The organism is Dickeya oryzae, assembly GCF_020406815.2.
In the GTDB taxonomy this organism is placed as follows: Bacteria; Pseudomonadota; Gammaproteobacteria; order Enterobacterales; family Enterobacteriaceae; genus Dickeya; species Dickeya oryzae.
The window spans coordinates 386,481-409,298 of the sequence record NZ_CP162670.1; the positions used below are offsets into that span (position 1 = coordinate 386,481).

At 55.9% G+C, this 22,818-nt stretch carries 23 protein-coding genes; 11 read left to right on the plus strand and 12 right to left on the minus strand.

The window, feature by feature from the left end; all coding sequences use genetic code 11:
* Window positions 1-4 precede the first annotated feature (4 nt).
* Window positions 5-697, plus strand: coding sequence for an L-ribulose-5-phosphate 4-epimerase (locus LF929_RS01745; protein ID WP_038905837.1), 693 nt, complete (start codon window positions 5-7; stop codon window positions 695-697).
* Window positions 698-826: 129 nt separating this feature from the next.
* A complete protein-coding gene (locus LF929_RS01750; protein WP_226093618.1) occupies window positions 827-1,471 on the plus strand; it encodes a 3-keto-L-gulonate-6-phosphate decarboxylase UlaD in 645 nt (214 codons plus the stop codon).
* 123 nt (window positions 1,472-1,594) lie between these two features.
* On the opposite strand, the gene crp is transcribed toward LF929_RS01750, so the two are convergent.
* A complete protein-coding gene (gene crp / locus LF929_RS01755; protein ID WP_012768072.1) occupies window positions 1,595-2,227 on the minus strand; it encodes a cAMP-activated global transcriptional regulator CRP in 633 nt (210 codons plus the stop codon).
* A gap of 329 nt (window positions 2,228-2,556) precedes the next feature.
* Between crp and LF929_RS01760 the strand changes: the two genes are divergently transcribed.
* Window positions 2,557-2,964 (plus strand): OsmC family protein, encoded by a 408-nt coding sequence (locus LF929_RS01760; protein WP_012886369.1) that lies wholly within the window; start codon window positions 2,557-2,559, stop codon window positions 2,962-2,964.
* A gap of 100 nt (window positions 2,965-3,064) precedes the next feature.
* Here the strand turns inward: LF929_RS01760 and LF929_RS01765 are convergent, their stop codons facing one another.
* The 3 genes from LF929_RS01765 to LF929_RS01775 form a co-directional block, all read right to left on the minus strand.
* A complete protein-coding gene (locus LF929_RS01765; RefSeq protein WP_016942980.1) occupies window positions 3,065-3,934 on the minus strand; it encodes a phosphoribulokinase in 870 nt (289 codons plus the stop codon).
* Between the two features lie 180 nt (window positions 3,935-4,114).
* The gene (locus tag LF929_RS01770) at window positions 4,115-4,345 is read right to left on the minus strand and encodes a YheU family protein (RefSeq protein ID WP_226093616.1); all 231 of its coding nucleotides are present in this window, start codon (window positions 4,343-4,345) and stop codon (window positions 4,115-4,117) included.
* On the minus strand, window positions 4,342-5,340 hold the full coding sequence (locus tag LF929_RS01775) for a hydrolase (protein WP_226093615.1): 999 nt from the start codon (window positions 5,338-5,340) through the stop codon (window positions 4,342-4,344). Before LF929_RS01775 ends, LF929_RS01770 begins: the two co-directional genes overlap by 4 nt.
* A gap of 118 nt (window positions 5,341-5,458) precedes the next feature.
* Here LF929_RS01775 and LF929_RS01780 point away from each other — a divergent pair, with 118 nt between their 5' ends.
* Window positions 5,459-6,064, plus strand: coding sequence for a LysE family translocator (locus LF929_RS01780; RefSeq protein ID WP_038905833.1), 606 nt, complete (start codon window positions 5,459-5,461; stop codon window positions 6,062-6,064).
* A 79-nt stretch (window positions 6,065-6,143) separates the two neighbouring features.
* Here LF929_RS01780 and LF929_RS01785 read toward each other — a convergent pair whose 3' ends face one another.
* A complete protein-coding gene (locus LF929_RS01785; RefSeq protein WP_038905832.1) occupies window positions 6,144-8,063 on the minus strand; it encodes an ABC transporter ATP-binding protein in 1,920 nt (639 codons plus the stop codon).
* A 123-nt stretch (window positions 8,064-8,186) separates the two neighbouring features.
* On the opposite strand from LF929_RS01785, the gene kefG reads away from it, so the two are divergent.
* From kefG to slyD, 4 genes are all read left to right on the plus strand, one after another.
* On the plus strand, window positions 8,187-8,738 hold the full coding sequence (gene kefG / locus LF929_RS01790) for a glutathione-regulated potassium-efflux system ancillary protein KefG (RefSeq protein ID WP_210175735.1): 552 nt from the start codon (window positions 8,187-8,189) through the stop codon (window positions 8,736-8,738).
* A 2-nt stretch (window positions 8,739-8,740) separates the two neighbouring features.
* Window positions 8,741-10,555 carry a glutathione-regulated potassium-efflux system protein KefB gene (kefB, locus tag LF929_RS01795; RefSeq protein ID WP_038909149.1) on the plus strand — a complete coding sequence of 605 codons (1,815 nt, stop codon included), beginning with the start codon at window positions 8,741-8,743 and terminating at the stop codon, window positions 10,553-10,555.
* A 73-nt stretch (window positions 10,556-10,628) separates the two neighbouring features.
* Window positions 10,629-10,823: a YheV family putative zinc ribbon protein gene (locus LF929_RS01800; RefSeq protein ID WP_210175734.1), complete on the plus strand. Its 195-nt coding sequence runs from the start codon at window positions 10,629-10,631 to the stop codon at window positions 10,821-10,823.
* Between the two features lie 148 nt (window positions 10,824-10,971).
* Window positions 10,972-11,583 (plus strand): peptidylprolyl isomerase, encoded by a 612-nt coding sequence (slyD, locus tag LF929_RS01805; protein WP_019845185.1) that lies wholly within the window; start codon window positions 10,972-10,974, stop codon window positions 11,581-11,583.
* Window positions 11,584-11,705: 122 nt separating this feature from the next.
* Here slyD and LF929_RS01810 read toward each other — a convergent pair whose 3' ends face one another.
* Together LF929_RS01810 and eat are read right to left on the minus strand one after the other, a co-directional pair.
* The gene (locus LF929_RS01810) at window positions 11,706-12,956 is read right to left on the minus strand and encodes an oxalate decarboxylase family bicupin (RefSeq protein ID WP_016942989.1); all 1,251 of its coding nucleotides are present in this window, start codon (window positions 12,954-12,956) and stop codon (window positions 11,706-11,708) included.
* 460 nt (window positions 12,957-13,416) lie between these two features.
* Window positions 13,417-14,799 carry an ethanolamine permease gene (eat, locus tag LF929_RS01815; protein WP_210175732.1) on the minus strand — a complete coding sequence of 461 codons (1,383 nt, stop codon included), beginning with the start codon at window positions 14,797-14,799 and terminating at the stop codon, window positions 13,417-13,419.
* A 370-nt stretch (window positions 14,800-15,169) separates the two neighbouring features.
* Here eat and LF929_RS01820 point away from each other — a divergent pair, with 370 nt between their 5' ends.
* Entirely contained in the window at window positions 15,170-16,186 is a 1,017-nt protein-coding gene (locus tag LF929_RS01820) for a phosphotransferase enzyme family protein (RefSeq protein ID WP_210175731.1), read from the plus strand.
* A gap of 150 nt (window positions 16,187-16,336) precedes the next feature.
* Entirely contained in the window at window positions 16,337-17,377 is a 1,041-nt protein-coding gene (locus LF929_RS01825) for an AraC family transcriptional regulator (RefSeq protein ID WP_016942992.1), read from the plus strand.
* A gap of 30 nt (window positions 17,378-17,407) precedes the next feature.
* Here the strand turns inward: LF929_RS01825 and LF929_RS01830 are convergent, their stop codons facing one another.
* A complete protein-coding gene (locus LF929_RS01830; RefSeq protein WP_038905825.1) occupies window positions 17,408-17,626 on the minus strand; it encodes a protein SlyX in 219 nt (72 codons plus the stop codon).
* 212 nt (window positions 17,627-17,838) lie between these two features.
* On the opposite strand from LF929_RS01830, the gene fkpA reads away from it, so the two are divergent.
* On the plus strand, window positions 17,839-18,696 hold the full coding sequence (fkpA, locus tag LF929_RS01835) for an FKBP-type peptidyl-prolyl cis-trans isomerase (RefSeq protein WP_016942994.1): 858 nt from the start codon (window positions 17,839-17,841) through the stop codon (window positions 18,694-18,696).
* A gap of 169 nt (window positions 18,697-18,865) precedes the next feature.
* Here fkpA and LF929_RS01840 read toward each other — a convergent pair whose 3' ends face one another.
* The 4 genes from LF929_RS01840 to LF929_RS01855 all read right to left on the minus strand — a co-directional run bounded on the left by LF929_RS01840 (window position 18,866) and on the right by LF929_RS01855 (window position 22,750).
* The gene (locus tag LF929_RS01840; RefSeq protein ID WP_226093614.1) at window positions 18,866-20,476 is read right to left on the minus strand and encodes a gamma-glutamyltransferase family protein; all 1,611 of its coding nucleotides are present in this window, start codon (window positions 20,474-20,476) and stop codon (window positions 18,866-18,868) included.
* A gap of 63 nt (window positions 20,477-20,539) precedes the next feature.
* Window positions 20,540-21,319, minus strand: a complete 780-nt coding sequence (locus tag LF929_RS01845; protein WP_210177283.1) for an amino acid ABC transporter ATP-binding protein — start codon at window positions 21,317-21,319, stop codon at window positions 20,540-20,542.
* Window position 21,320: 1 nt separating this feature from the next.
* Window positions 21,321-22,112 carry an amino acid ABC transporter permease gene (locus LF929_RS01850; RefSeq protein ID WP_210175728.1) on the minus strand — a complete coding sequence of 264 codons (792 nt, stop codon included), beginning with the start codon at window positions 22,110-22,112 and terminating at the stop codon, window positions 21,321-21,323.
* Window positions 22,109-22,750 (minus strand): ABC transporter substrate-binding protein, encoded by a 642-nt coding sequence (locus LF929_RS01855; RefSeq protein WP_318841915.1) that lies wholly within the window; start codon window positions 22,748-22,750, stop codon window positions 22,109-22,111. The genes LF929_RS01850 and LF929_RS01855 overlap by 4 nt, the downstream gene beginning before the upstream one ends.
* Between the last annotated feature and the right edge of the window lie 68 nt (window positions 22,751-22,818).

Here is a 22,818-nt window from a genome sequence, read left to right on the forward strand (position 1 = left end):
AACGATGTATCAGCAATTGAAGGCTATCGTACTGGAAGCCAACCTGTTGCTCCCCCGTCATGGTTTAGTGACGCTGACTTGGGGTAATGTCTCCCAGATTGATCGCGAGCAGGGTGTTATCGCGATTAAACCCTCCGGGGTCTCTTATGAGCAGATGACTATCGACGATATCGTCGTCGTCGACATGGAAGGGCGGGTGGTCGAAGGGCGACTTAATCCTTCCAGTGATACCGAGACCCACGTGGTGCTGTACCGTGCCTTCGAGCACATCGGCGGTATTGTGCATACCCATTCACGCCACGGCACGGTCTGGGCGCAGGCCGGTCAGGATATTCCCGCGCTCGGCACCACCCATGCCGACTATTTCTATGGTGACATTCCCTGTACCCGCTCGTTGCGCGAAGACGAAATCACTCAGGATTATGAAAAAAATACCGGTCTGGTGATTGTGGAGGAGTTTCATCGCCGCCATCTCGACCCACTCGCGGTGCCGGGGGCGGTGATTACCGGTCATGCTCCCTTCTGCTGGGGAAAAAATGCACTGGATGCGGTGCATAATGCGCTGGTGCTTGAAGAGGTGGCCGCCATGGCGTTCTCGACCCGATTGCTTAATCCAGACATTCATATCGCGCAGGCGCTGTCTGATAAACACTATTTCAGAAAACACGGTGCGAATGCCTATTACGGCCAGCGTTGAACGGCCGCACACGTAACACGATGACAAGGTCATAATGGCTTGAAATAAACAGTGGCAATAGGCCACGGGCTGCGCTCGCCCTCAAGTCAGAGATCCCGATATTTTAACGATTGGAAAGGAAATCGCATGATGACTAAACCTATACTGCAAATTGCCCTTGATTCGACTGATCTGGCCACGGCTGTGGAGGTGGCTGACCGGGTCAGCGGCTTTGTTGACGTGATTGAGGTGGGAACCATTCTGGCCTTTGCCGAAGGGATGGCGGCGGTACGCACACTACGTGAACGCCACCCGAACCATATTATCGTTTGTGATATGAAAACCACGGATGGCGGTGCGATTCTGGCGCGAATGGCGTTTTCCGCTGGTGCTAACTGGATTACGGTGTCTGCCGCCGCGCATGTGGCGACGATCGAGGCTTGTAAGAAAGTGGCTGATGAGTTTGGCGGCGAAATCCAGATTGAGCTGTACGGTAACTGGAACCTGGATGATGCCAGAGCGTGGCGTGATAGGGGGATTACTCAGGCTATCTATCACCGTTCCCGCGATGCGGAACTGGCTGGGGTTAACTGGACTGCTGCTGATCTCGGCAAAATGCGGGCGCTGTCTGAACTGGGGCTTGAGCTGTCTATCACCGGCGGTATCGTGCCGGAGGATATCCACCTGTTCGACGGCATTCGCGCGAAAGTGTTTATCGCCGGTCGTGCCCTGGCGTCAGAGAGCGGTCGCGCGACAGCAGAAGCCCTGCGCACTGAGATCGACAAGTACTGGTAATACAGATTGCCGTCAGGCACCAGTGTTTGAGCCGGGTGACGGTGTGAGACCATGTGAGATTATGTGAGACAAAAAGGGCGGCCAGATGGCCGCCCTGTCCGATAGCGGGGTCGCTGATGGGGATCAGCGAGTACCGTATACCACGATGGTTTTACCGTGGGCGGAGATCAGGTTCTGATCTTCCAGCATCTTCAGAATACGACCGACAGTTTCGCGGGAACAGCCGACGATCTGGCCGATTTCCTGACGGGTGATCTTAATCTGCATCCCATCCGGGTGGGTCATGGCGTCCGGCTGTTTCGCCAGGTTAAGCAAGGTCTGCGCGATGCGGCCCGTCACGTCGAGGAACGCCAGGTTGCCGACCTTTTGCGAGGTAACCTGCAGGCGTCGCGCCATCTGTGAGGACAAGCGCATCAGAATATCCGGGTTGACCTGGATGAGCTGGCGGAATTTTTTATAGGAGATTTCAGCAACTTCACAAGCTGTTTTCGCCCGCACCCACGCACTGCGTTCTTGCCCGTCTTCAAACAAGCCAAGTTCGCCAATAAAATCGCCCTGATTCAGGTAAGACAGAATCATTTCCTTGCCTTCTTCATCCTTGATCAGCACGGCAACCGAGCCTTTCACGATGTAGTAAAGCGTTTCTGCTTTTTCACCCTGGTGGATTAGGGTGCTCTTCGATGGGTACTTGTGAATGTGGCAATGAGAAAGGAACCATTCGAGAGTCGGGTCTGTTTGCGGTTTGCCGAGAACCATTCGCTGTTATCCTCTGTTGTTAATTCACTGCGCAAATCACAGGGCTCAGAGTTCCCTGTACGGCGTGATAACATAGTTATAATTCAATTCCGTCCTGGCGGAATGACGTCAGGGAATATACTGAGGCTGTCTATCAGATGACGCCAGTAAGCCGGAGGTGGGTCAGGCATCGACGCAACAACACATGCCGGTTTACGCTTTTGTTTGTAACACAGGTTGAGTGTAGTGTCTTGTGTTGTCTCGCTTCAGCATGATTAAGCTCTGATTATCAGGCTTTTTTGTACATAAGCGATGTAAAATTTCAAAAATAATTGATTGAGGACAAAATTATGCAGGCGCGGGTGAAATGGGTTGAAGGGTTAACATTTCTTGGTGAATCCGCTTCCGGACATCAACTGTTGATGGACGGCAACGCAGGCGATAAAGCGCCCAGCCCGATGGAAATGGTACTGATGGCCGCAGGCGGATGCAGCGCCATCGATGTGGTGTCTATCCTGCAAAAAGGCCGTCATGACGTGGTGGATTGTGAAGTCCGCCTGACGTCTGAACGCCGCGAGGAAGCACCGCGTCTGTTCACCGCCATCAACCTGCATTTTATCGTCACCGGCAAGGGCTTGGGCGATAAAGCCGTGGAGCGTGCGGTGTCGCTGTCAGCCGAAAAATACTGCTCTGTGGCGTTGATGCTCGGAAAAGCCGTGAACATCACCCATAGCCATGAAGTGATAGCACTGGATTAAGCGCCTGCTCGCGGCGGCGTGCTGTCGTGGCCGCCGCGTCGTTAAGCGCCGGTTCACCGGCGCTTATCATTGGTGCTTATCATCGGTTTTATCGCCGATGTCAGTCGATTTTATTGCCTTCCATCAACCGCTGTACCAGCGGCATCATGATCAACTCCATCGCCAGCCCCATTTTGCCACCCGGCACCACCAGCGTATTGATGTGGGAAATGAATGACCCCTGCAACATGGCCAGCAGATAGGGGTAATCGATGCGGTCCAGCCCCTGAAAGTGGATCACCACGAAACTTTCGTCCATTGAGGGAATGGCTTTGGCGGCGAACGGGTTAGAGGTATCGACCGTCGGTACGCGCTGAAAGTTGATGTGGGTGCGGGAAAACTGCGGCGTGATATGGGTGATGTAGTCTTCCATCGAGCGCACGACAGAATCCATCACCGCTTCGCGGGAGTGGCCGCGTTCGTTGACATCACGCACCAGCTTCTGAATCCATTCCAGGTTGACTATCGGCACCACGCCGACCAACAGGTCGACATGCCGGGCAACATCATGCTGCTCGGTGACCACGCCGCCGTGTAATCCCTCATAGAACAGCAGGTCGGTCGGCTCTGGCATCGGCTCCCAGGGCGTGAAAGTCCCCGGCACCTGATTGTAGGGGATGGCCTCATCATAGGTGTGCAGGTATTTGCGGGTCTGCCCGGTACCGCTACGGCCGTATTCGATAAAGGTGTTTTCCAGTTGGCAGAAGTCATTGGCTTCCGGTCCGAAATAGCTGATGTGACGCCCCAGGTCCCGAGCCTTGCGGATCGCCATATCCATTTCCGGTCGGGTATAGCGGTGATAACTGTCGCCATCCACCAGTGCGGCGCGCAGATTCAGTTGCTGGAAGATCTTGCGAAACGCCAGGCTAGTGGTCGTGGTCCCCGCGCCGCTGGAGCCGGTGACCGCGATAATCGGGTGCTGGTGCGACATGGTGTGTAACCTCCGATGTGTAGGGCAATCTTCGGTGAAGTCATCATTCGATGCGTAAGGGCAATGCCATGCAGAGCCATCAGGCCATGGTGTATCTGAGCCATGTAATATCTGATCATTGTTAGCATGTTTATCGCACACTGACACGGCAATTTACGTTTTTAAGCGATTGATTCAGGGCTAATACCGTTCATTATTGCTGAGCTGGCGGCGGGGCATGATATTGACGGTTTCGTGTAATTCCGACCACACCAGGACGACCTCGCCATTTGCCAGTTGCTGACGTATCTCCGCCACTTTTTCTTCCAGTGTGCGCTCCTGCTCGCCGTAGTCGGTGCCTTCACGCAGGACGAATGATTCAATCAGATTTTGCAGTGTTTCCGGTGCCAATTCTTGCCAGGGAATGATCATGCGTGCTGCTCCAGATAAGGGGTAAACCACTCGGGAATACGGTGCTCCAGCCACAATTCAGGCCGTCGCCAGGATCCGCCAACAAAACCGACATGACCGCCATGCTCCGTCAACTGATAGTCGATATTGGCAGGGAGTTGCGAGACATCAGCGATAACCTCCGGCGTCATAAACGGGTCGTCTTTGGCGTGGATGACCAGCAATGGCTGGCGGATACGCGGCAGTAACGGCAGAGCGCTGCTGCGCCGGTAATAATCGGTTGCGTCGGTGAAACCGTGCAGAGGCGATGTGACCAGCTCGTCAAACTCCCGCAGGTGATGCACCCGACGTAACCGACTGGCGGACACCGGCAGGCAATCGGGGTACATCGCCAACTTGTGCAAGGCGTTGCGACGCAGTGAATTCAGCAGATAGAACTGGTAAATGCGTGAAAAACCCTGCTCCAGACGAGTGCTACACGGCTCGAGCATCAACGGTGCGGAAACCACCGCCGCGGCATCCAACGGGCAGGCGGCACCTTGTTGCGCCAGCAGGCAAGCCAGCATATTCCCGCCCAGAGAAAACCCCGCCGCGACGGTAGGGGCCTCACCCAGCGTCTGACGCAGCCAGTGCAGGAAGTAGCGCGCATCTTCGGTTTCGCTGGCGTGATACGCCCGTGGCAGGCGGTTCGGTTGTCCGCTGCAACCACGAAAGTGCATCACCACCGCCAGCCAGCCGCGCTGTTGGCAGGCCGCCATCAGTCCGTGAGCGTAAGGGCTGTGAAAACTGCCTTCCAGCCCATGAAACAGTACCACACGGGGTTTATGTGCCGCCTGATGTGGCGCTTCGCTCCAGGCCAGGTCGATAAAATCACCGTCTGGCAAGGTCAGACGTTGCCAGATGGGTTTCAGGGTTGCACGACGGCGAAGCAGGCGCGGCAACAGTGTCTGAATATGCGGGTTGCGCCCACCCGGCAGGGGCTGAAAGCACGCACTACGGTAAGAAGAATTATTCATAAAAAGAGAGCCATGATGAAAAGAGGCATGGGAGCCCGTCGCGGCATGGCGAAGCACTTGTCTGCATCCTGCTGCGCTGCTAGGTTTAACGTCCCTTATGTTAAAGGATCGTCGTTTCATGGAGCACGTCAGCCTGTTTCTTTCAATGCTCGGTTTCTTGTGGGTCGCTGCCATTACACCAGGGCCCAATAATATGCTACTTACTGCCTCCGCAGCCAACTTTGGCGTATTACGTTCCATGTCGTTGATGCTGGGTATCATGATCGGTATGCAAAGCATACTGCTGTTGGTGGCACTGGGGTTGGGTAGTCTTATCCTGATTTATCCCTCGCTGCATCTGGCGCTGAAGGTGCTGGGCAGTGCCTATCTGCTGTGGTTATCGTGGAAGATTGCCACAGCGGCTTACGAAAAGCTGGATACCGAAACGGCACCACCGCGGCCGATTCCGTTGTATCAGGGTGGATTGTTGCAGTTCCTCAACCCCAAAGCCTGGCTGATGTCGCTGGGCGCGGTCGCAGGGTTTAGCCTGTCTGGTGACGGCTATGTCGGGTCGGTGGTGGCCATCAGCGTGGCGATGGTGTGCGTTAATTTCGTGGCCGGGGTTATCTGGCTGGGATTTGGTGCGATGATCGGCCGCCTGCTGCAAAGTCCGCGTGCCTGGAAGGTGTTCAACCTTGCGATGGGGTTACTGACGGCGACCTGCGTGCTGATGATTTGGCATTAATCATCGTCAAGAGAGTCTGAACGGCGGGCCACCGTATTGCGCCCACCGTTCACTCAGGATGGTGCTTAACTGTATTAGCTTAACCCTGCGTCTCTGCGTCGCGCAGCAACTGTTCGAGTTGTTCCTGCGCATCCAGCCAGGCCATTTCGGTGTTCTCCAGTTCGGCCTTCGTCGCGCTTTGTTTTTGCAAGCAGTCGGTCAATTCGCTTTTGCGGCTGACGTCATATAACCCGCTGTCGGCAAGGCGCTCTTCTACCGCACTCAGCGTTGCCTGCAACTTCTCCATCTGTTGTTCCAGTTGGGTTATCTGCTTACGCAGCGGTTGAGTCAGTGTGCGCAGTTCGGCGTCACGCCGTTTTTGATCCTTCCTCGACTGCGCGCTGTTGGCGGCGTTGTCTTTGGGGGCGGATTCCGTCGCGTTATCCTGCTTCTGGGCATCCAATAGCCACTGCTGGTAATCTTCCAGATCGCCGTCAAACGGCTCGACCTTACCGTCGTGCACCAGATAGAGATCGTCGGTGGTGGATCGGATCAGGTGACGATCGTGCGATACCACCACCAGCGCGCCGTCGAAGTCGATCAACGCTTCGGTTAGCGCCTGACGCATGTCGAGATCCAAATGGTTGGTCGGTTCATCGAGCAGCAACAGGTTCGGGCGCTGCCAGACAATCAGCGCCAGCACCAGTCGTGCCTTTTCGCCGCCGGAAAAACGCTCGGTGCATTCGGTGACCTTGTCGCCCCGAAAGCCGAAACCGCCGAGATAATCACGCAGTTGCTGCTCTGTCTCGCGCTCTGCCAGTCGGGTCAGGTGCTGTAACGGTGACTCGTCGGGGCGCAGAAACTCCAACTGGTGCTGAGCGAAATACCCCAGCCGTATGCCTTTGGCCAGGCCGATATCGCCACTAAACGGCTGCAGTTCGCCTGCCAGCAGTTTGATGAGCGTCGATTTACCGGCACCATTGTGGCCCAGTAACCCGATGCGTGAGCCGGGCACCAGATTGAGTTTGATAGAATCAAGGATCAACCGGTCGCCGTAGCCCGCGCTGACTTTTTCCATCCGCAACAGCGGGTTGGGCAGCGCTTGCGGTTCACGAAAGCTGAAGCGGAACGGGTTGTCGACATGCGCCGGGGCGATAAGCTCCATGCGTTCGAGCATCTTGATACGGCTTTGGGCCTGTTTGGCTTTACTGGCTTTGGCGCGAAAACGGTCGATATAGTGCTGCAGATGCGCGACCCGCTCCTGCTGGTGCTGGTACATCGCCTGTTGCTGGGCCAGACGGGTGGCGCGTTGTTGCTCGAACGAGGTGTAGTTGCCGGTGTACTCGAACAGGGTTTCCTGCTCGATGTGCAGGATGCGGTTGGCGATCGGGTCAAGAAAGTCCCGGTCGTGGGAGATGAGCACCAGCGTACCCGGGTAATTTTTCAGCCATTTCTCCAGCCAGATCACCGCATCCAGATCCAGGTGGTTGGTCGGTTCATCAAGCAGCAGTAAATCGGAGCGGCAAATCAGCGCTTGCGCCAGATTCAGACGCATACGCCAGCCACCGGAGAAATCACTGACAGAGTGTTGCAACTGGTCTTGTTGAAAACCCAGCCCGTTGAGCAGGCTGGCGGCGCGGGCTTGGATCGACCAGGCCTGAATCGCGTCCAGTTTGCCGTGCAGAGTGGCGATAGCGTTGCCGTCGTTACGGGCGTTGGCTGCGTCGAGGTCGGCTTCCAACTGGCGATACTCACGGTCGCCGTCTATCACATAATCAAGCGCCGAGCGTGCCAGCGCCGGGGTTTCCTGATTCACCCATGCCAGTGCCCAGTTTTGCGGAAAGGTGACGCTGCCGCCGTCGGCGCTGATTTCCCCTTTCAGTAATGACAACAGGGTTGATTTGCCACAGCCGTTTTTACCCACCAGACCGACTTTCTGACCTGGGTTGATGGTGGCGGTGGCGTTGTCCAGCAGTACCCGTGTACCGCGTCGAATTTGCAAAGAGGAGAAAACAATCATAACGCGCCAAATGTTCAAATATGTTAAATTACCGATCGGGTATCAGGACTGCCGTGTCCTGTTGTATTGCACTACGCATGGTAGCCGAAAATACCTGCAATGACGACGCCCTGGAGGGGAATGATGTCGCAGCCACCAAAGATTTTGCTGCTGTTTGCCCATCCGGAATCTCAGGATTCGGTCGCGAATAAGCTGCTACTGCACTATACCCAGCAACTTGGGCATGTCACGGTGCACGACCTGTATGCACACTATCCTGATTTTTTTATCGACATTCATCATGAGCAGCAGTTGCTGCGTGATCACCAACTGATTGTGTTCCAGCACCCGCTTTATACCTACAGTTGTCCGGCATTGCTGAAAGAGTGGCTGGACAGGGTACTGACGCGTGGCTTTGCCAACGGGGTCGGCGGTAATGCGCTGGCCGGAAAATATTGGCGCTCGGTGGTCACGACCGGTGAGCCGCAAGACGCCTACCGTGCGTCGGGCGTGAACCGCTACTCGATGGATGACGTCTTGCGGCCGTTTGAGATGACGGCGGCCATGTGCCACATGAATTGGCTATCGCCGCTGGTGATTTACTGGGCCCGGCGTTTGCCGCCTGATGTATTACGGGAACACGCTAAAGCCTACAGCGATTGGCTGGCGTCACCGTTTCCCCATGGGGATTACTAAACATGGAAACGTCTTCGTTATTGAACGCCGGGGTGTTGTTCCTGTTTGTCGCCGTGTTGATGGTGCCGATTGCCGCACGGCTGGGGATTGGCGCGGTGCTGGGCTACTTGCTGGCCGGTATCGCCATTGGCCCGTGGGGGCTGGGATTCATCCGTGATGTGGAAGCCATCCTGCATTTTTCCGAGCTGGGTGTGGTCTTCCTGATGTTTATCATTGGTCTGGAACTGGATCCGGCCAAATTGTGGCGGCTGCGGCGATCTATCTTCGGCACCGGTGCGGCGCAGGTCTTGCTGAGCGCGACGCTATTGGGTGGCGCGTTGTATCTGAGTCAGTTTTCCTGGCAGTCGGCGATGATCGGCGGCATTGGGTTGGCGATGTCTTCTACGGCTATCGCGTTACAACTGATGCGGGAAAAAAGCATGCACCGTAACGAGGCCGGTCAGCTCGGCTTTTCCGTGCTGCTGTTTCAGGATCTGGCGGTTATCCCGGCGTTAGCGCTGATCCCGGTACTGGCGGGGGTACAAGGCGAACTGGATGACTGGCGACAGGTGGTGCTGAAGGTAGTGGCATTTGGTGGCATGCTGATTGGCGGCCGCTATCTGGTGCGTCCGCTATTTCGGTTTATCGCTGCCTCCGGCGTGCGGGAGGTGTTCACCGCTGCTGCGCTGTTGCTGGTGCTGGGTTCGGCGCTGTTTATGGATGCGCTCGGCCTGTCGATGGCGCTCGGCACGTTTATCGCTGGTGTGCTGCTGGCGGAGAGCGAATACCGCCATGAACTGGAAATCGCCATCGAGCCGTTCAAAGGGTTGCTGTTGGGGCTGTTTTTCATCTCGGTCGGCATGTCGCTCAACCTCGGGATACTGTACGCCAATATCCTGATGGTGTTGACGGGTGTGGCGATTCTGGTGGTGGTGAAAGGGATTATTTTGTACCTGCTGGCATGGATGTACGGGCTGCGTTCCTCTGAACGACTGCAGTTTGCTGGTGTGCTCAGTCAGGGCGGTGAATTTGCTTTCGTGCTGTTTTCTTCTGCGGCGACCTACCGGGTACTGAAAGGGTCGCAACTGCCGTTGTTACTGGTGACGGTCACCCTGTCGATGATGCTGACGCCGCTGCTGATGACGTTGATCGACAAACTGTTATCGCGCCGCTTCAACCATCAGGAAGAGGTAGATGAAAAGCATTATGTGGAGAATGACCGGCCTCAGGTGATCGTGGTGGGGTTCGGGCGTTTTGGGCAGGTTGTCGCGCGTTTATTAATGGCCAACAAAATGCGCATCACGGTATTGGATCGTGATATCAGCGCGGTGCGACTGATGCGCTCCTATGGCTATAAAGTGTATTACGGTGACGCGACTCAGCTCGAATTACTGCGTGCCGCCGGGGCGGATCAGGCGCAATCTATCGTGATTACCTGTGTGAACCCTGAGCACGCCATGACAATTGTGCACTTGTGTCAGCAGCATTTCCCCCATCTGGAGATTCTGGCGCGTGCCCGCGGGCGTGTGGAAGCGCATGAGCTGCTGCAGGCCGGTGTCACTCTGTTCACCCGTGAAACGTTTTCGAGTGCGCTGGAATTGGGGCGCAAAACGCTGATTACACTCGGCATGCATCCCCATCAGGCGTACCGGGCACAACAGCATTTTCGTCGGCTGGATATGCGTATGCTGCGTGAACTGATGCCGCAGCATAAAAGCGATGTGGCGCAGATTTCCCGCGTCAAAGAGGCCCGCCGCGAGCTTGAGGAGATCTTTGAGCGAGAAATGCAGCGTGAACGGCGTCGGCCGGATGACTGGGATGAGCACGACGACCATTAAGCAGGGACACGGTGTACAAGTTGTCTGTCGTAAGTGAATGCAGACCTGATTAACCAGGAGCTGGAGAACAACTATGCGTAAACGCTTTATTGCCGGAGCGGTGTGTCCAAAGTGTCATTCACAGGATACGCTGGCGGTAGGACGTGAAGGCGATGACGAGGTCGTGGTGTGTGTGCACTGCGGGTATCAGCAAAGCCAGTCGGAAGTGCCACCCAAGGCGGCCACGCCGCCCGCCGGTGAAATCATCGGCCTGTTTCGACCGGAATAGCCAGGCTGAAAGCCGCTGTAATGGCGGTGGGCGATGCACGGTACGCCGGTGGAACAGGTCTTCCAGACAGTTTTTTATCCCAGGCAATACATGGGGATGTTTTTCCGCTACAATTTGCGCAAATTGATTTCCAACGCTAGGAGATATCATGAAAGTAGCAAAAGACCTGGTGGTCAGCCTGGCTTATCAGGTTCGTACAGAAGATGGTGTATTAGTTGATGAGTCTCCGGTGAGCGCACCGCTGGACTATCTGCATGGTCACGGTTCGCTGATTTCCGGTTTGGAAAAAGCGCTGGAAGGCCGCGATGTGGGCGAGCGTTTTGACGTTAGCGTCGGTGCTAACGATGCCTACGGCGAATACGACGACAATCTGGTTCAGCGCGTACCGAAAGACGTATTTGTCGGTGTGGATGAGCTGCAGGTTGGTATGCGCTTTCTGGCTGATACCGATCAGGGTCCGGTACCGGTAGAAATCACCGAGGTGCAGGATGACCACGTTGTGGTTGACGGTAACCACATGCTGGCAGGCCAGAACCTGAAATTCAATGTGGAAGTGGTTGCTATCCGTGAAGCTACGGAAGAAGAACTGGCCCACGGCCATGTGCACGGCGCGCACGACCATGATCACGAAGGCTGCTGCGGTGGTCACGACCATGATCACGACGGTTGCTGCGGTGGCCACGGCCATGATCACGATCATGACCATGAAAAGGGTAAAGGCGGTTGCGGCGGCCATGGCGGTTGCGGTTGCCAGCACTGATATTTCGCTGTTTCAGAGAAAGCCGCGTGTGAACGCGGCTTTTTTTTGCTATTTCCCCTCCTCCCACGAGGGGGATTTTTCCCTGCCGCCGTCTGGCGGTTGTGGTGGCGCTGTCGAATGCGTTAGCGTTTGGTGCCCGTCTTTGTTGCCGGGTAGTCCGGAACAATCGGTGTTTTGCTTTTTTGTAATGACTGCATGAAGGCGTTGTTCAGGTGCAGATGCTGTTCCACCAGAGCCGGTGGTGTCAGTGCCAGCCATTGATTGAGCGAGATATCCGCATAGTGGTCGCTCTTAAACAACTCCAGAAAACGCAGTGGCGTCGTGCCGGTATTTTCCACGTAATGCCCCATCGCGAAGGGGACGTAGCCGACATCACCTGCACGAAAATCGAAGGTGCGCGCCTGCCCGGATGAGGCAAACACTCCCATCCGCCCTTCTCCTTCAAGATAGTATTGCCACTCGTCATTATTCGGATGCCAGTGCAGTTCCCGCATGGCACCGGGCTCCAGTTCTACCAGTGCTGCCGCGATAGTTTTGGATACCTTGAACACCGATGAGTCGGTAATACGCACGGTACCGCCCTTGGTCTTGATGGGGGTCTGCGCCAGCATACGGTGGCTGAATGGGTTGACTACCTGACCTGCGCCGCCAAACGCGCCCTTGTCGATGTTACCCGGTACCGGCGCGGCAAAAATGTACTCGTCAGATGGGCTGGGCAGGTGGCTGAAGGTCTCCACCGGTACGCCGAAATTCTTCGCCAGTACCTCCGGCGGTATATGTTTAAACCAGTCACTCAGCAAAAAGGTACTGTCTTCATCGAAGTTACCGCTGTCAAAGGCTAACAGGAACTCACAGCCATCAGGCCCCAGGCCCTGAATCGAGTGTGGTACACCAGGTGGAAAATACCACAGATCGCCGACACCCAGATCATCAACAAACCAACGGCCTTCAGCGTCGATGGCGGTAATTCGGGCGTTACCGTACAGCATGTAGGCCCATTCACCTTCTTTATGCCAGTGCAGCTCACGGATACTACCTGCGTTGAGGCGCATATCCACGCCAGCGATGGTGGTGGAGATACCCAGCTCGCGTTGCGTCACCTGACGTGTCCAGCCGCCACTGCCTTTGCGTATATGGGCGTCGCTAAAAGAAAAGCGCAGATTGGGTAAGGTCCCGTTATCGGTTAATGGTGGGTTGACCAGATCGGGGTTCTGCATTTGCCGCTGTCGGTTTTGCGGGCCGGGGTCGTTCCCTCCCAGGCCGTTCCCAGTCCATGGAATGGCGTTATCTTGTGCGTGCAGTTTCCCGGCGGCCAGTGCCACGGTTCCGCCAACAGTAAACGCCATAAAGTTTCGACGTGTTAATGCATTCATGAGCGACTCCTTGCTAAGTTAAATGTGATGTCATCATGACGGCGAATACCATTCGCAATGGCCTGCTCGTGATGCAGGCTGATGCTGTGCTATCTCGTCGCAGTCAGACATCCTGTATTTTTATAACAGCAGCTCACTTTCTCTGCGGGTGACTTGTAAGGAGTTATTGGTAATAAATATAAATATTATTTATGTATTACCGGTGGGAAAGGGTGAGGAAATGGCCATGTTTGCTATTTGTTTCGACAATGTTTCGTTTTTGTTTCGCTTAATGCGTGTTTTGGCAAAAAAATAGCGAGGGTAGGGAAGCGGTATGGCTGTGCCGGACGGCGGATATGCTGTAATGCTTGTTTACAGGTTGAGTTGTTGTCACCTCACCGTTCAACGCCTCCCGAGGGAGGCGTTGAATAATATAGTGTTGAATAATATGGTGTTGAATCATTCCGGTGAGAAAGACAGATTACTCCTTCCCTACCAGCATGGCGTCTTGAGGGGCATTGTCTCGCTGGGCGCGGGTCATCAGGAAATAGCTGTAACCCATCAGCATCAGCACAATAAACAGGCCGCCAATGACCGGGTTGAACCACAGCATCGCTAGCAGGCACACCACCGACAGTACTAGTGCGATAGCTGGGATTATCGGATAACCCGGTGCCAGGAACGTACGATGCAGCTCCGGTTCGCTACGGCGTAAACGAAACAGGCTCAGCATACTCATCATGTACATCACGTTGGCCCCGAACACCGCCATCGTGATCATCGCGGCGGTCAACGTCATTCCCTGCAGGTTGATCCAGCTATCGCTAAAGATGGTGGCGATGCCAATTACGCCGCCAGTCAGAATAGCGCGGTGCGGTGTCTGGAACCGGGATAGCTTCGCCAGTCCGGCGGGTAAATAACCGGCCCGGGCCAGCGCGAAGAATTGACGTGAATAACCGAGGATAATGCCGTGGAAGCTGGCGATTAACCCGAACAGACCGATCCACACCAGCATGTGCATCCAGCCTGAGTTTGAGCCCACCACGGCTTTCATCGCCTGCGGCAGCGGGTCGTTGATGTTAGACAGCGTACGCCAGTCACCCACACCGCCCGCCATCACCATGACGCCGAGCGCCAGCACCACCAGCGTGATAATGCCGCTGATGTAGGCTTTAGGAATGGTGCGTTGTGGGTCTTTGGCTTCTTCGGCAGCCATCGCGGCACCTTCAATCGCCAGAAAGAACCAGATAGCAAAGGGAATGGCGGCGAAGATGCCCGAAATGGCCGTGCTACCGAAATCAGTACTACCGGCCCAGCCGTTGGCGACGAAGTGGCTGATGCTAAAACCGGGCGCGACCACCCCCATGAACACCAGCAATTCGATGACCGCCAACACGGTGACGAACAGTTCAAACATCGCCGCCAGTTTCACGCCCAAAATATTCAGTGTCATAAAGACAAGGTAAGCGCCGGTGGCGGCGTAGCGCGGATCCAACGACGGGTACTGCACATTGAGATAAGCGCCGATAGCCATCGCGATCGACGGTGGCGCGAACACAAATTCGATCAGGGTCGCCATACCGGCAATCAGGCCGCCGGTTTCGCCAAAGGCGCGGCGGCTATAGGCGAAGGGGCCACCAGCATGAGGAATGGCGGTGGTCAGTTCGGTGAAGCTAAAAATAAAGCAGGTGTACATGGCGGCGATAATCAGGGTGGTGACGAGAAAGCCTAGCGTTCCCGCCACACCCCAGCCGTAACTCCAGCCAAAGTACTCGCCGGAAATCACCAGGCCGACGGCAATCCCCCACAGATGAAGCGTACCCAGGGTGGGTTTTAACTGCGTGGGTTTTAGCTGCATTGTCATGACGGTCTCCCCTACAAGTCGTGGGATGAAAATAGCGGCTTTTCATCACCTCTGTGTATAAAAATCATGTGTTTATAAAAATGACCGCGTCAGAAAACGGTACGGTTGCGTGCTGTGCCAGGTCTGTCCGACAGGGTGGTACGCTTTCGATAATGCCGCCTGGGGTTCGTCGGCGACTTGACATCTGCCCGTAGATTTTTGCGCTCTACGGTCAAACCGGGAGGATTCGCTGGGGCGGTGTCGTGCAAGGTCAATTTGCGGCACTGTGACGTCAAGCATCATCGCGGGAGTGATCTCATTCTGATAGTCAGGCGGTGCCCTGTCCGCTGGACACCACCCGGTTTGGCCCTCTTTGGATGAGATAACACCTATGGCAGAGCAGGATATGGCAGAACAGTACGATACCCTTGATAACACCACGCTGGACCAGTTGGCCGCACTGGCTATGCAACGTTACCCATCGGCGCAGCAGGGGCAACTCAGCCTGTTGTGTCGTTCGGAAAATGCCACCTATCGGTTGATCGCCGGTGGTAAACGCTACGCGATGCGTATTCACCGTCCCGGCTATCATCAGCGTGAGGATATCGCCGGTGAACTGGCCTGGCTGGACGCGTTGCGCGAAGAAGGTATTACCGTGCCGCAGGCCCTGAACGGGTTGGATGGCGAAGCCGTGCAAACCGTGACGATGCGTGATGGCACGGTACGCAATGTGGTGCTGTTCCACTGGATTGACGGTGAGATGCCGACCACCGAGGTCGACGCCGCTGCTTTTGAACAACTGGGGATGATTACTGCCCGTTTGCATCAACACAGCCGTCGTTGGGAGCGCCCCAACGGTTTTCGTCGGCTGGTCTGGGATCATGACACCATGGTCGGGCCGCAAGGGCATTGGGGGCGTTGGCAGGATGCACCCAACCTGAAGGCAACGGATCACAGCGTCATCGAAGAAACGCTGACACAGGTGCATCAGGCGCTGACCCATTACGGCAAGGATCGCCAGCGTTATGGGTTGATCCACGCGGATTTACGGCTGACCAACCTGTTGCTGCAAAACGGCGAAACCCGGGTGATCGACTTTGATGATTGCGGCTTTAGCTGGTATTTGCACGATCTGGCGGCAGCCATCAGCTTTGTGGAGCATCACCCCAGCGCGCCGTCATGGGTGGAGGGCTGGTTAGACGGTTACCAGAAAATTTGCCCACTGGACGAGGAGGACCGGGCGGTGATCCCCTCATTGCTGATCCAGCGGCGCATTCAGTTAATGGCCTGGGCGGGATCCCATAGCCAGACTGAGCAGGCCATCAGCCTGGGAACCGACTGGAGCGATCACACCGTGCGGTTATGTCGACGTTATCTGGAGAACGCCGCACTGCCGGTGGGTGCCTGACTCTGCCGTAGCGAACCGTGCACCATGATAGCGCACCACGGGATCGTCGTGGTGCCACTTTGCCTTTCGACGCGATAGAAATCAGTGACTTGTGAATGGTATGGAATTTGCAGGTTTACGATATTGAATCGGTTGTGTGAGGCAGGAATCATGGAAACCACGTCTTTTCGGTTACCGCCGGTGGCCGAGCTATCCGGGCATCGGGGGGTTCTGGCGGCGGCGGCATCAGGTCTGACCGATTTTATCGGTGAAAAAGGCGGCGATGCGGATCGCATTCTCGGTATCAGTGGTATCAACCCGGAAATGCTGGCCTGCCCGACGCTTAGCGTCGGACTGGTCAATTATTGCCGGGTACTGGAGGAGGCGGCCCGCTATTCGGACTGTGATAATTTCGGGCTGCATTACGGCCGACAGTTCAAACCGCAGGCGTTGGGGTTGATAGGCTATGTTGGGTTATGCAGTGCCACTCTGGAGCAGGCATTGCATAACGTAGTCAATGCCTTCCCGTTCCATCAACACGACACCTTGATTCGTCTGGTCGATAAAGGCGACTGCTGGCGCTTTGACTATCAGGTGCGTCACGGCGCTATCCTGCATTGTCGGCAGGATGCCGAGCTGACATTGGGGATGATATTAAACCTGATTCGTCATGCGGCAGGCAAAAACTGGGCACCGCGGGAGGTCCATTTTGAACATCCTCGTCCCGAGCAGTGGCATGAGCATTGTAAAGTGTTTGACGCGCCAGTGTATTTCGACCAGCCGTTCAACTCGTTGTTGATCCCCAAACGTGACGTGACGCGGTCTATGCCGGACAATGACCCGCTGTTGCTGCTGGTGGTACAGGACGCGTTGCGTCGGCTTAACAACGATGCTCCCCAGCAGAGCGTAGTGGAGCTGGCGCGCGCCCGGCTACGTCAGGTGTTGTCGCAGGGGGAACCATCGCTGGACGAGGTAGCGGAGAGCATCGGGTTATCGAGCTGGTCGCTACAACGTCGGCTGAAAGACGAAGGTATCACCTTCACCCAACTGGTGGAAAAGGTGCGCTGCGAGATGGCCACCCACTATTTACAGCAACGCCAGCTGTCGATTTCCGAGATGGCATTCCTGCTGGGGTACTCCGAGGTGAGCGCGTTTTCCCGCGCCTTCCGCCGCTGGTTTGGCATCAGCCCACGGCAGTGGCGCAAGGCATAACACGCTGGTGGTTATCGGGCTTGCCGGTATTTAATAATGCGGCGGCGGTGTTTCTTCTGACTGCGAGGCAATCATGGAAGGGGACGTCGCCCGCAGTTTGTCGGTCAGCAGCCGTAATTGTTCGCGCAACCGGGCCATTTCCAGTTCATGGTGCACGACGGTCTGGTTCAATTCCTCAATCGTTACCTCCTGAAAAGCCAGTCGGCTTTCCAGCAATTCGAGCCGTTGTTCCAGTGGTGACAGTGACATCATTTTTCCTCCCGTGCAGTGAGTGCAAAGTGTGTCAGAAAGCGGAAAGTTCTGGTAGTAAAACCCTACGCCATCGGGCGTAAATCCTGGTATTCAGAATTTTTCGCTATCTGGTGCGGCGTGTCGTTGTATTGTCTTTGCACGCAACGTTATAGTAGCTGGCGAAATGTTAATGTTGCCGGGGCATGGTGCTCCGAATGTTGGAGAGATGGATGAAATCACTGTTTAAAGTCACACTGCTGACGGCGGCCATGGGACTGGCGCTGAGTACGGGTGTTATGGCAGCGGATGCGGCCAAGACCACTGATGCAGCAGCTACCGCTCCTGCGGCAGCGGACGCAGCGAAAGCAGCGGCAGGTCAATTTAAGAGCGATGAAGAAGCCGCCGCGTATGCGCTGGGCGCCTCTTTGGGTCGCTACATGGACAACTCCCTGAAAGAGCAGGAAAAACTGGGTATCAAACTGGATAAACAACAGTTGATCCAGGGGGTTCAGGATGCGTTTGCTGACAAGAGCAAATTGTCTGACGAAGAAATCGAGAAAACCCTGCAGTCGTTTGAAGGCCGCGTGAAAGAAGCGGCTCAGGCAAAAATGCAGCAGGACGCTAAAGACAATGCGGATAAAGGCACCAAATTCCGTGATGCCTTCGCCAAAGAAAAAGGCGTGAAGAAAACTGAATCCGGCCTGCTTTATCAGGTAGAGAAGGAAGGGACCGGTGCGGCACCTAAAGACAGCGATACCGTAGTGGTGAACTACAAGGGTACGCTGGTTGATGGCACCGAGTTCGATAACTCCTACAAACGCGGTGAGCCGCTGTCTTTCCGTCTGGATGGCGTTATCCCGGGCTGGACTGAAGGCCTCAAGCACGTGAAGAAAGGCGGTAAGATCAAGCTGGTTATCCCACCGGCATTGGCTTACGGCGAAGCGGGTGTTCCGGGGATCCCGGCTAACTCTACGCTGGTGTTCGACGTCGAACTGCTGGATATCAAGTCGGATGCTGACGCGAAAGGCGCTGCTGCACCGAAAGCAGAAAAACCGGCTGACGACAAAGCGAAGAAAGCCGCTCAGTAATGCCTTGGCCTTGTACGCCGCCAGTTCGGGGCGTGTAAACCGGTCTCGATACCGCCCGTGCGTTTGCACAGGCGGTATTTTTTTGCGCCAGACCACACCTGTGGTATCACCGCCTCCGCGTTATCGAGTATCCGTTATCGAGAATCTGCGGCCCCCTGCACGGCTGCAATCAGTACACCGCGATACTGGAGTCGGCACGCGGCTCTGTCCCGCCGCACAGCACGCCGCTGGTGGGATGACGCACGATAATCTGCCCACGGCCGTAGTCGACAGAATCACAGTCGATTTGTACCTGATGACCGGCTTGCAGCAGACCCAACGCCAGAGCGTGCGGGGCGCTTTGCTCAATGCCGACTTTCATGCCACCCAGCCATTGCCAGCGTGGCGCATCCAGCGCTGCCTGTGGATTCAGATTGAAATCAATCAGGTTCATCGCCATTTGTACATGCCCTTGTGGTTGCATGTAACCCCCCATCACGCCGAATGGCCCCACCGCCTGACCATCCTTACTGATAAAGCCGGGAATGATGGTATGGAAGGTCTTCTTACCGGGCTGGAGGCAGTTGACATGATGAGGGTCGAGGCTGAATTCGGAGCCGCGATTTTGCAGTCCAATGCCGCTATCGGGCAGCACCACGCCAGAGCCGAAACCGTGGTAGGCGCTCTGGATGAACGACACCATGTTGCCGTCGGCATCGGCGGTCGCAAGGTAGACGGTGCCGCTGGCGTGTGGGTCACCGTGGCGTGGTGGTTGCGCCTGCTCGGTGATTTCCACCCGACGCTGTGCCGCGTAACGTGGCGACAATAACGCGGCGGTGCTGGTTCGCATCTGTTCCGGGTCGGTGATGTAGTGCAGGCCATCGGCGTACGCCATTTTTAATGCTTCTAACTGACGGTGCCAGGTCTGGTGGCTGTCGCGCTGATCGAAGCTGAAGCCTTGTAGAATATTGAGCGTCATCAGCGCAATCAGCCCCTGGCCGCTGGGCGGAATTTCCCAAATATCATAGCCACGGTAGTTGAGGCGAATCGGGTCTACCCAGCCTGGTTGATAGCGGTTCAAATCCGCCAGCGTCAGGTAACCGCCGGTGGACTGGGCGAAGTCTGTCAGCCGTTGCGCCAGAGCGCCCCGGTAGAAACTCTCGCACTGGGTTTCGGCCAGTTCCTGTAACGTCTTCGCCTGTGCGGGATTACGAAACAGTTCGCCGGCAACCGGGGCCTGACCGTAATTAAGGTAGGTGTCGAACCAGGCATCAAAAATCGGCAGGCGGTGGCGTTGATAAAGCCGGTGTGCTTCCTGCCATTGATAGGCCACCATCGGCGATACCGGAAAGCCATCCCGGGCGAGCTGAATGGCCGGTTGCAGCAAATCGGCAAACGGCAGTGTGCCAAACCGGCGTGACAGTTCCGCCCAGGCTGCCGGGCAACCGGGAACCGTCACCGGCTCCCAGCCGTACAACGGCATGGCGGTGTGGCCGCGTGAGGTGACCGCGTCAATACTGAGTGCGGCAGGGGCGTAGCCGCTGGCGTCCAGCCCGTGTAGGGTGCCTTTCACCCACACCAGCGCGAAAGCATCGCCGCCGATGGCGCAGCCGGTGGGTTCCACCACGGTCAGCGCCGCGGCGGTGGCGATGGCGGCATCGATGGCATTGCCGCCCCGACGAATCATCTCGATACCGGCCTCGGCCGCCAGTGGCTGCGAGGTGGCGACCATTCCCCGTTTCGCAAAGACGCACTGGCGCTGTGACGCGTAAGGGTAGTGGTGGGTGGAAAAGTTCAGCATAGGATTTCCTTAACGAGATTTCCTTAATGAGATTTTCTTAATGAGATTGTCTTAACAACAGCGTCAGCGTACCCGGCTGAGAAATTCACCGGTACGCGGATGTAAGGGATGACTGAACACCTGCTCTGGTGAGCCCTGTTCGATAAGCTCACCCTGATGGAGCACGACCACCTGGTCCGCCACTTCACGGGCAAATCCCATTTCATGCGTGACGATAACCATGGTCATGCCGTCCTGAGCCAGCTCTTTCATGACGGCCAGCACTTCGCCCACCATTTCCGGGTCGAGTGCGCTGGTGGGTTCGTCAAACAACATCGCCTGTGGTTTCATCGCCAGCGAGCGCGCGATAGCGACCCGTTGCTGTTGCCCGCCCGATAACTGGGAGGGGTAGAAATCCACTTTTTCCTGCAAACCGACGCGTGCCAGCAGGTTGTAGGCGTCGGCTACCGCCGTTTCGCGCGACACGCCCAGTACTTGCGTCGGTGCTTCAATGATGTTTTCCAGCACGGTCATGTGTGGGAAGAGGTTGAAGCGCTGAAACACCATGCCGACATCGCGACGGCGGCGGGCAATATTGGTTTCCGTATCGCGTGTCAGGCTACCGTCCGGGCGCTGTCGAAAGCCTATCAGCTCACCATTGATGCGAATGGTGCCTGACTGAATATCTTCAAGGCAGTTGATGCAGCGAATGAAGGTGGTTTTGCCAGAGCCTGAAGAGCCAATCAGCACGACCACTTCCCCCCGGTGGACATCCAGCGACACGCCTTTGAGGATCGGTTGGTCGCCAAAAGACTTGTGGATGTCCCGGGCGGAAATAACGATATCTTTTTCGTGATAGGACATATCAGCGCCCCCTCAACGTTTTCATCGCCTGACGACCAAACAGGCTCATCGTTTGACGGCCAAACAGTCGGCTTGATGCGCTGACACGCACGTGAGGCTGATTGAAGCGTTTTTCCAGCCAGTACTGAAACAGTCCCCACAGTGACGTAAGCACCAGAAAATAGATGGCTACTACGGTGTACAGCTCAAATACCCGAAACGTAGCAGAGGTAATCATCTGGGTGCTTAACAGCAATTCCTGTACACCGATAACGCTCACCAGCGTGGTGTTTTTCAGCATCACATTAAATTCATTGCCAATGGACGGGATGATGACCCGGAACGCCTGCGGCAGAATAATGCGGCGCATCAGCCTGGGAAATGTCATACCGAGGGATTTGGCCGCCTCATACTGGCCTTTATCCACCGCCCCCAACCCTGAGCGGATGATTTCGGCCATATAAGCGCCTTCGTTCAGCCCGAGCGCTACAACAGCCGCCTGAATATTACCCGGGATCACCAGCGAACCGAGGGTGATATCCTGAAAGTGGAACAGGCCACCCGCCGCCAGTGCGGTATACAAAAACACGATCTGCACCAGTAATGGCGTGCCGCGCATCAGCCAGATATAGAACCCCACCGGGTAGCGCAACAGTGGGCTGGCGGACAGCCGCAGTAACGCGGCCATCAGCCCCAACATGCTGCCAAGCAGCATGGCGGAAACGGCAATAATGCAGGTCAGCCATAGCCCATAGAGATAGACATCGCTAGGCTTGAGCAGATACTGCCAGAACACCTCCCAACTGAAATTCATGATGATTGGCCGGCATCCAGCCGGTCACCCGCGATGTGCCATTTTTCCAGCAGCTTAAGGTAACTGCCATCCGCCTGCATATCCTTGATAATCTGTTCCACCGCGCCGCTGAAGGCGTTGTCGCCTTTACGAAAACCGAACCCGGTGAGGATGCGGGCAAACGCGAGTACGCCGGTTTCAAACAGATTGGGGGCGAGAGATTGGTAATAACCGGCAGTTTCCACCGTGGTACCGTAGGCATCGCTTTGCTGGATGCGCAACGACTGAAACGCATCGGTATCGGTGTTGAATACCACAATAGTCATCGGTGCTTTTCCCGCAGCCACCAGGTTTTTATTCTGGTCTTCCAGCAGGGAGCGGATGGTTGAGCCGTTTAACACCGCGACTTTCTTACCTGACAGGTCATCCAGCGTATGAATCCCTTTCGGGTTACCCTTCGCTACTACCACCGACTGGCTGGAATACATGTAGTCGACCATGTCGATCACTTCCCGACGAGCCGGTTTATCAAAGAGCTGGTCGGCCAGCATATCGCACTGACTGGCTACCAGTGCCGGAATCAGCCCGGAAAACGGGATGACTTTCCACTCCACTTTCTTGCCGCCCAAACGTTTGGCGATTTCATTACCAAAATCCACGACTACGCCTTGTAGCTTTTGGTTACTGTCATAAAAGCCGATGGGGGGGAATCCATGCCGCCGCACAG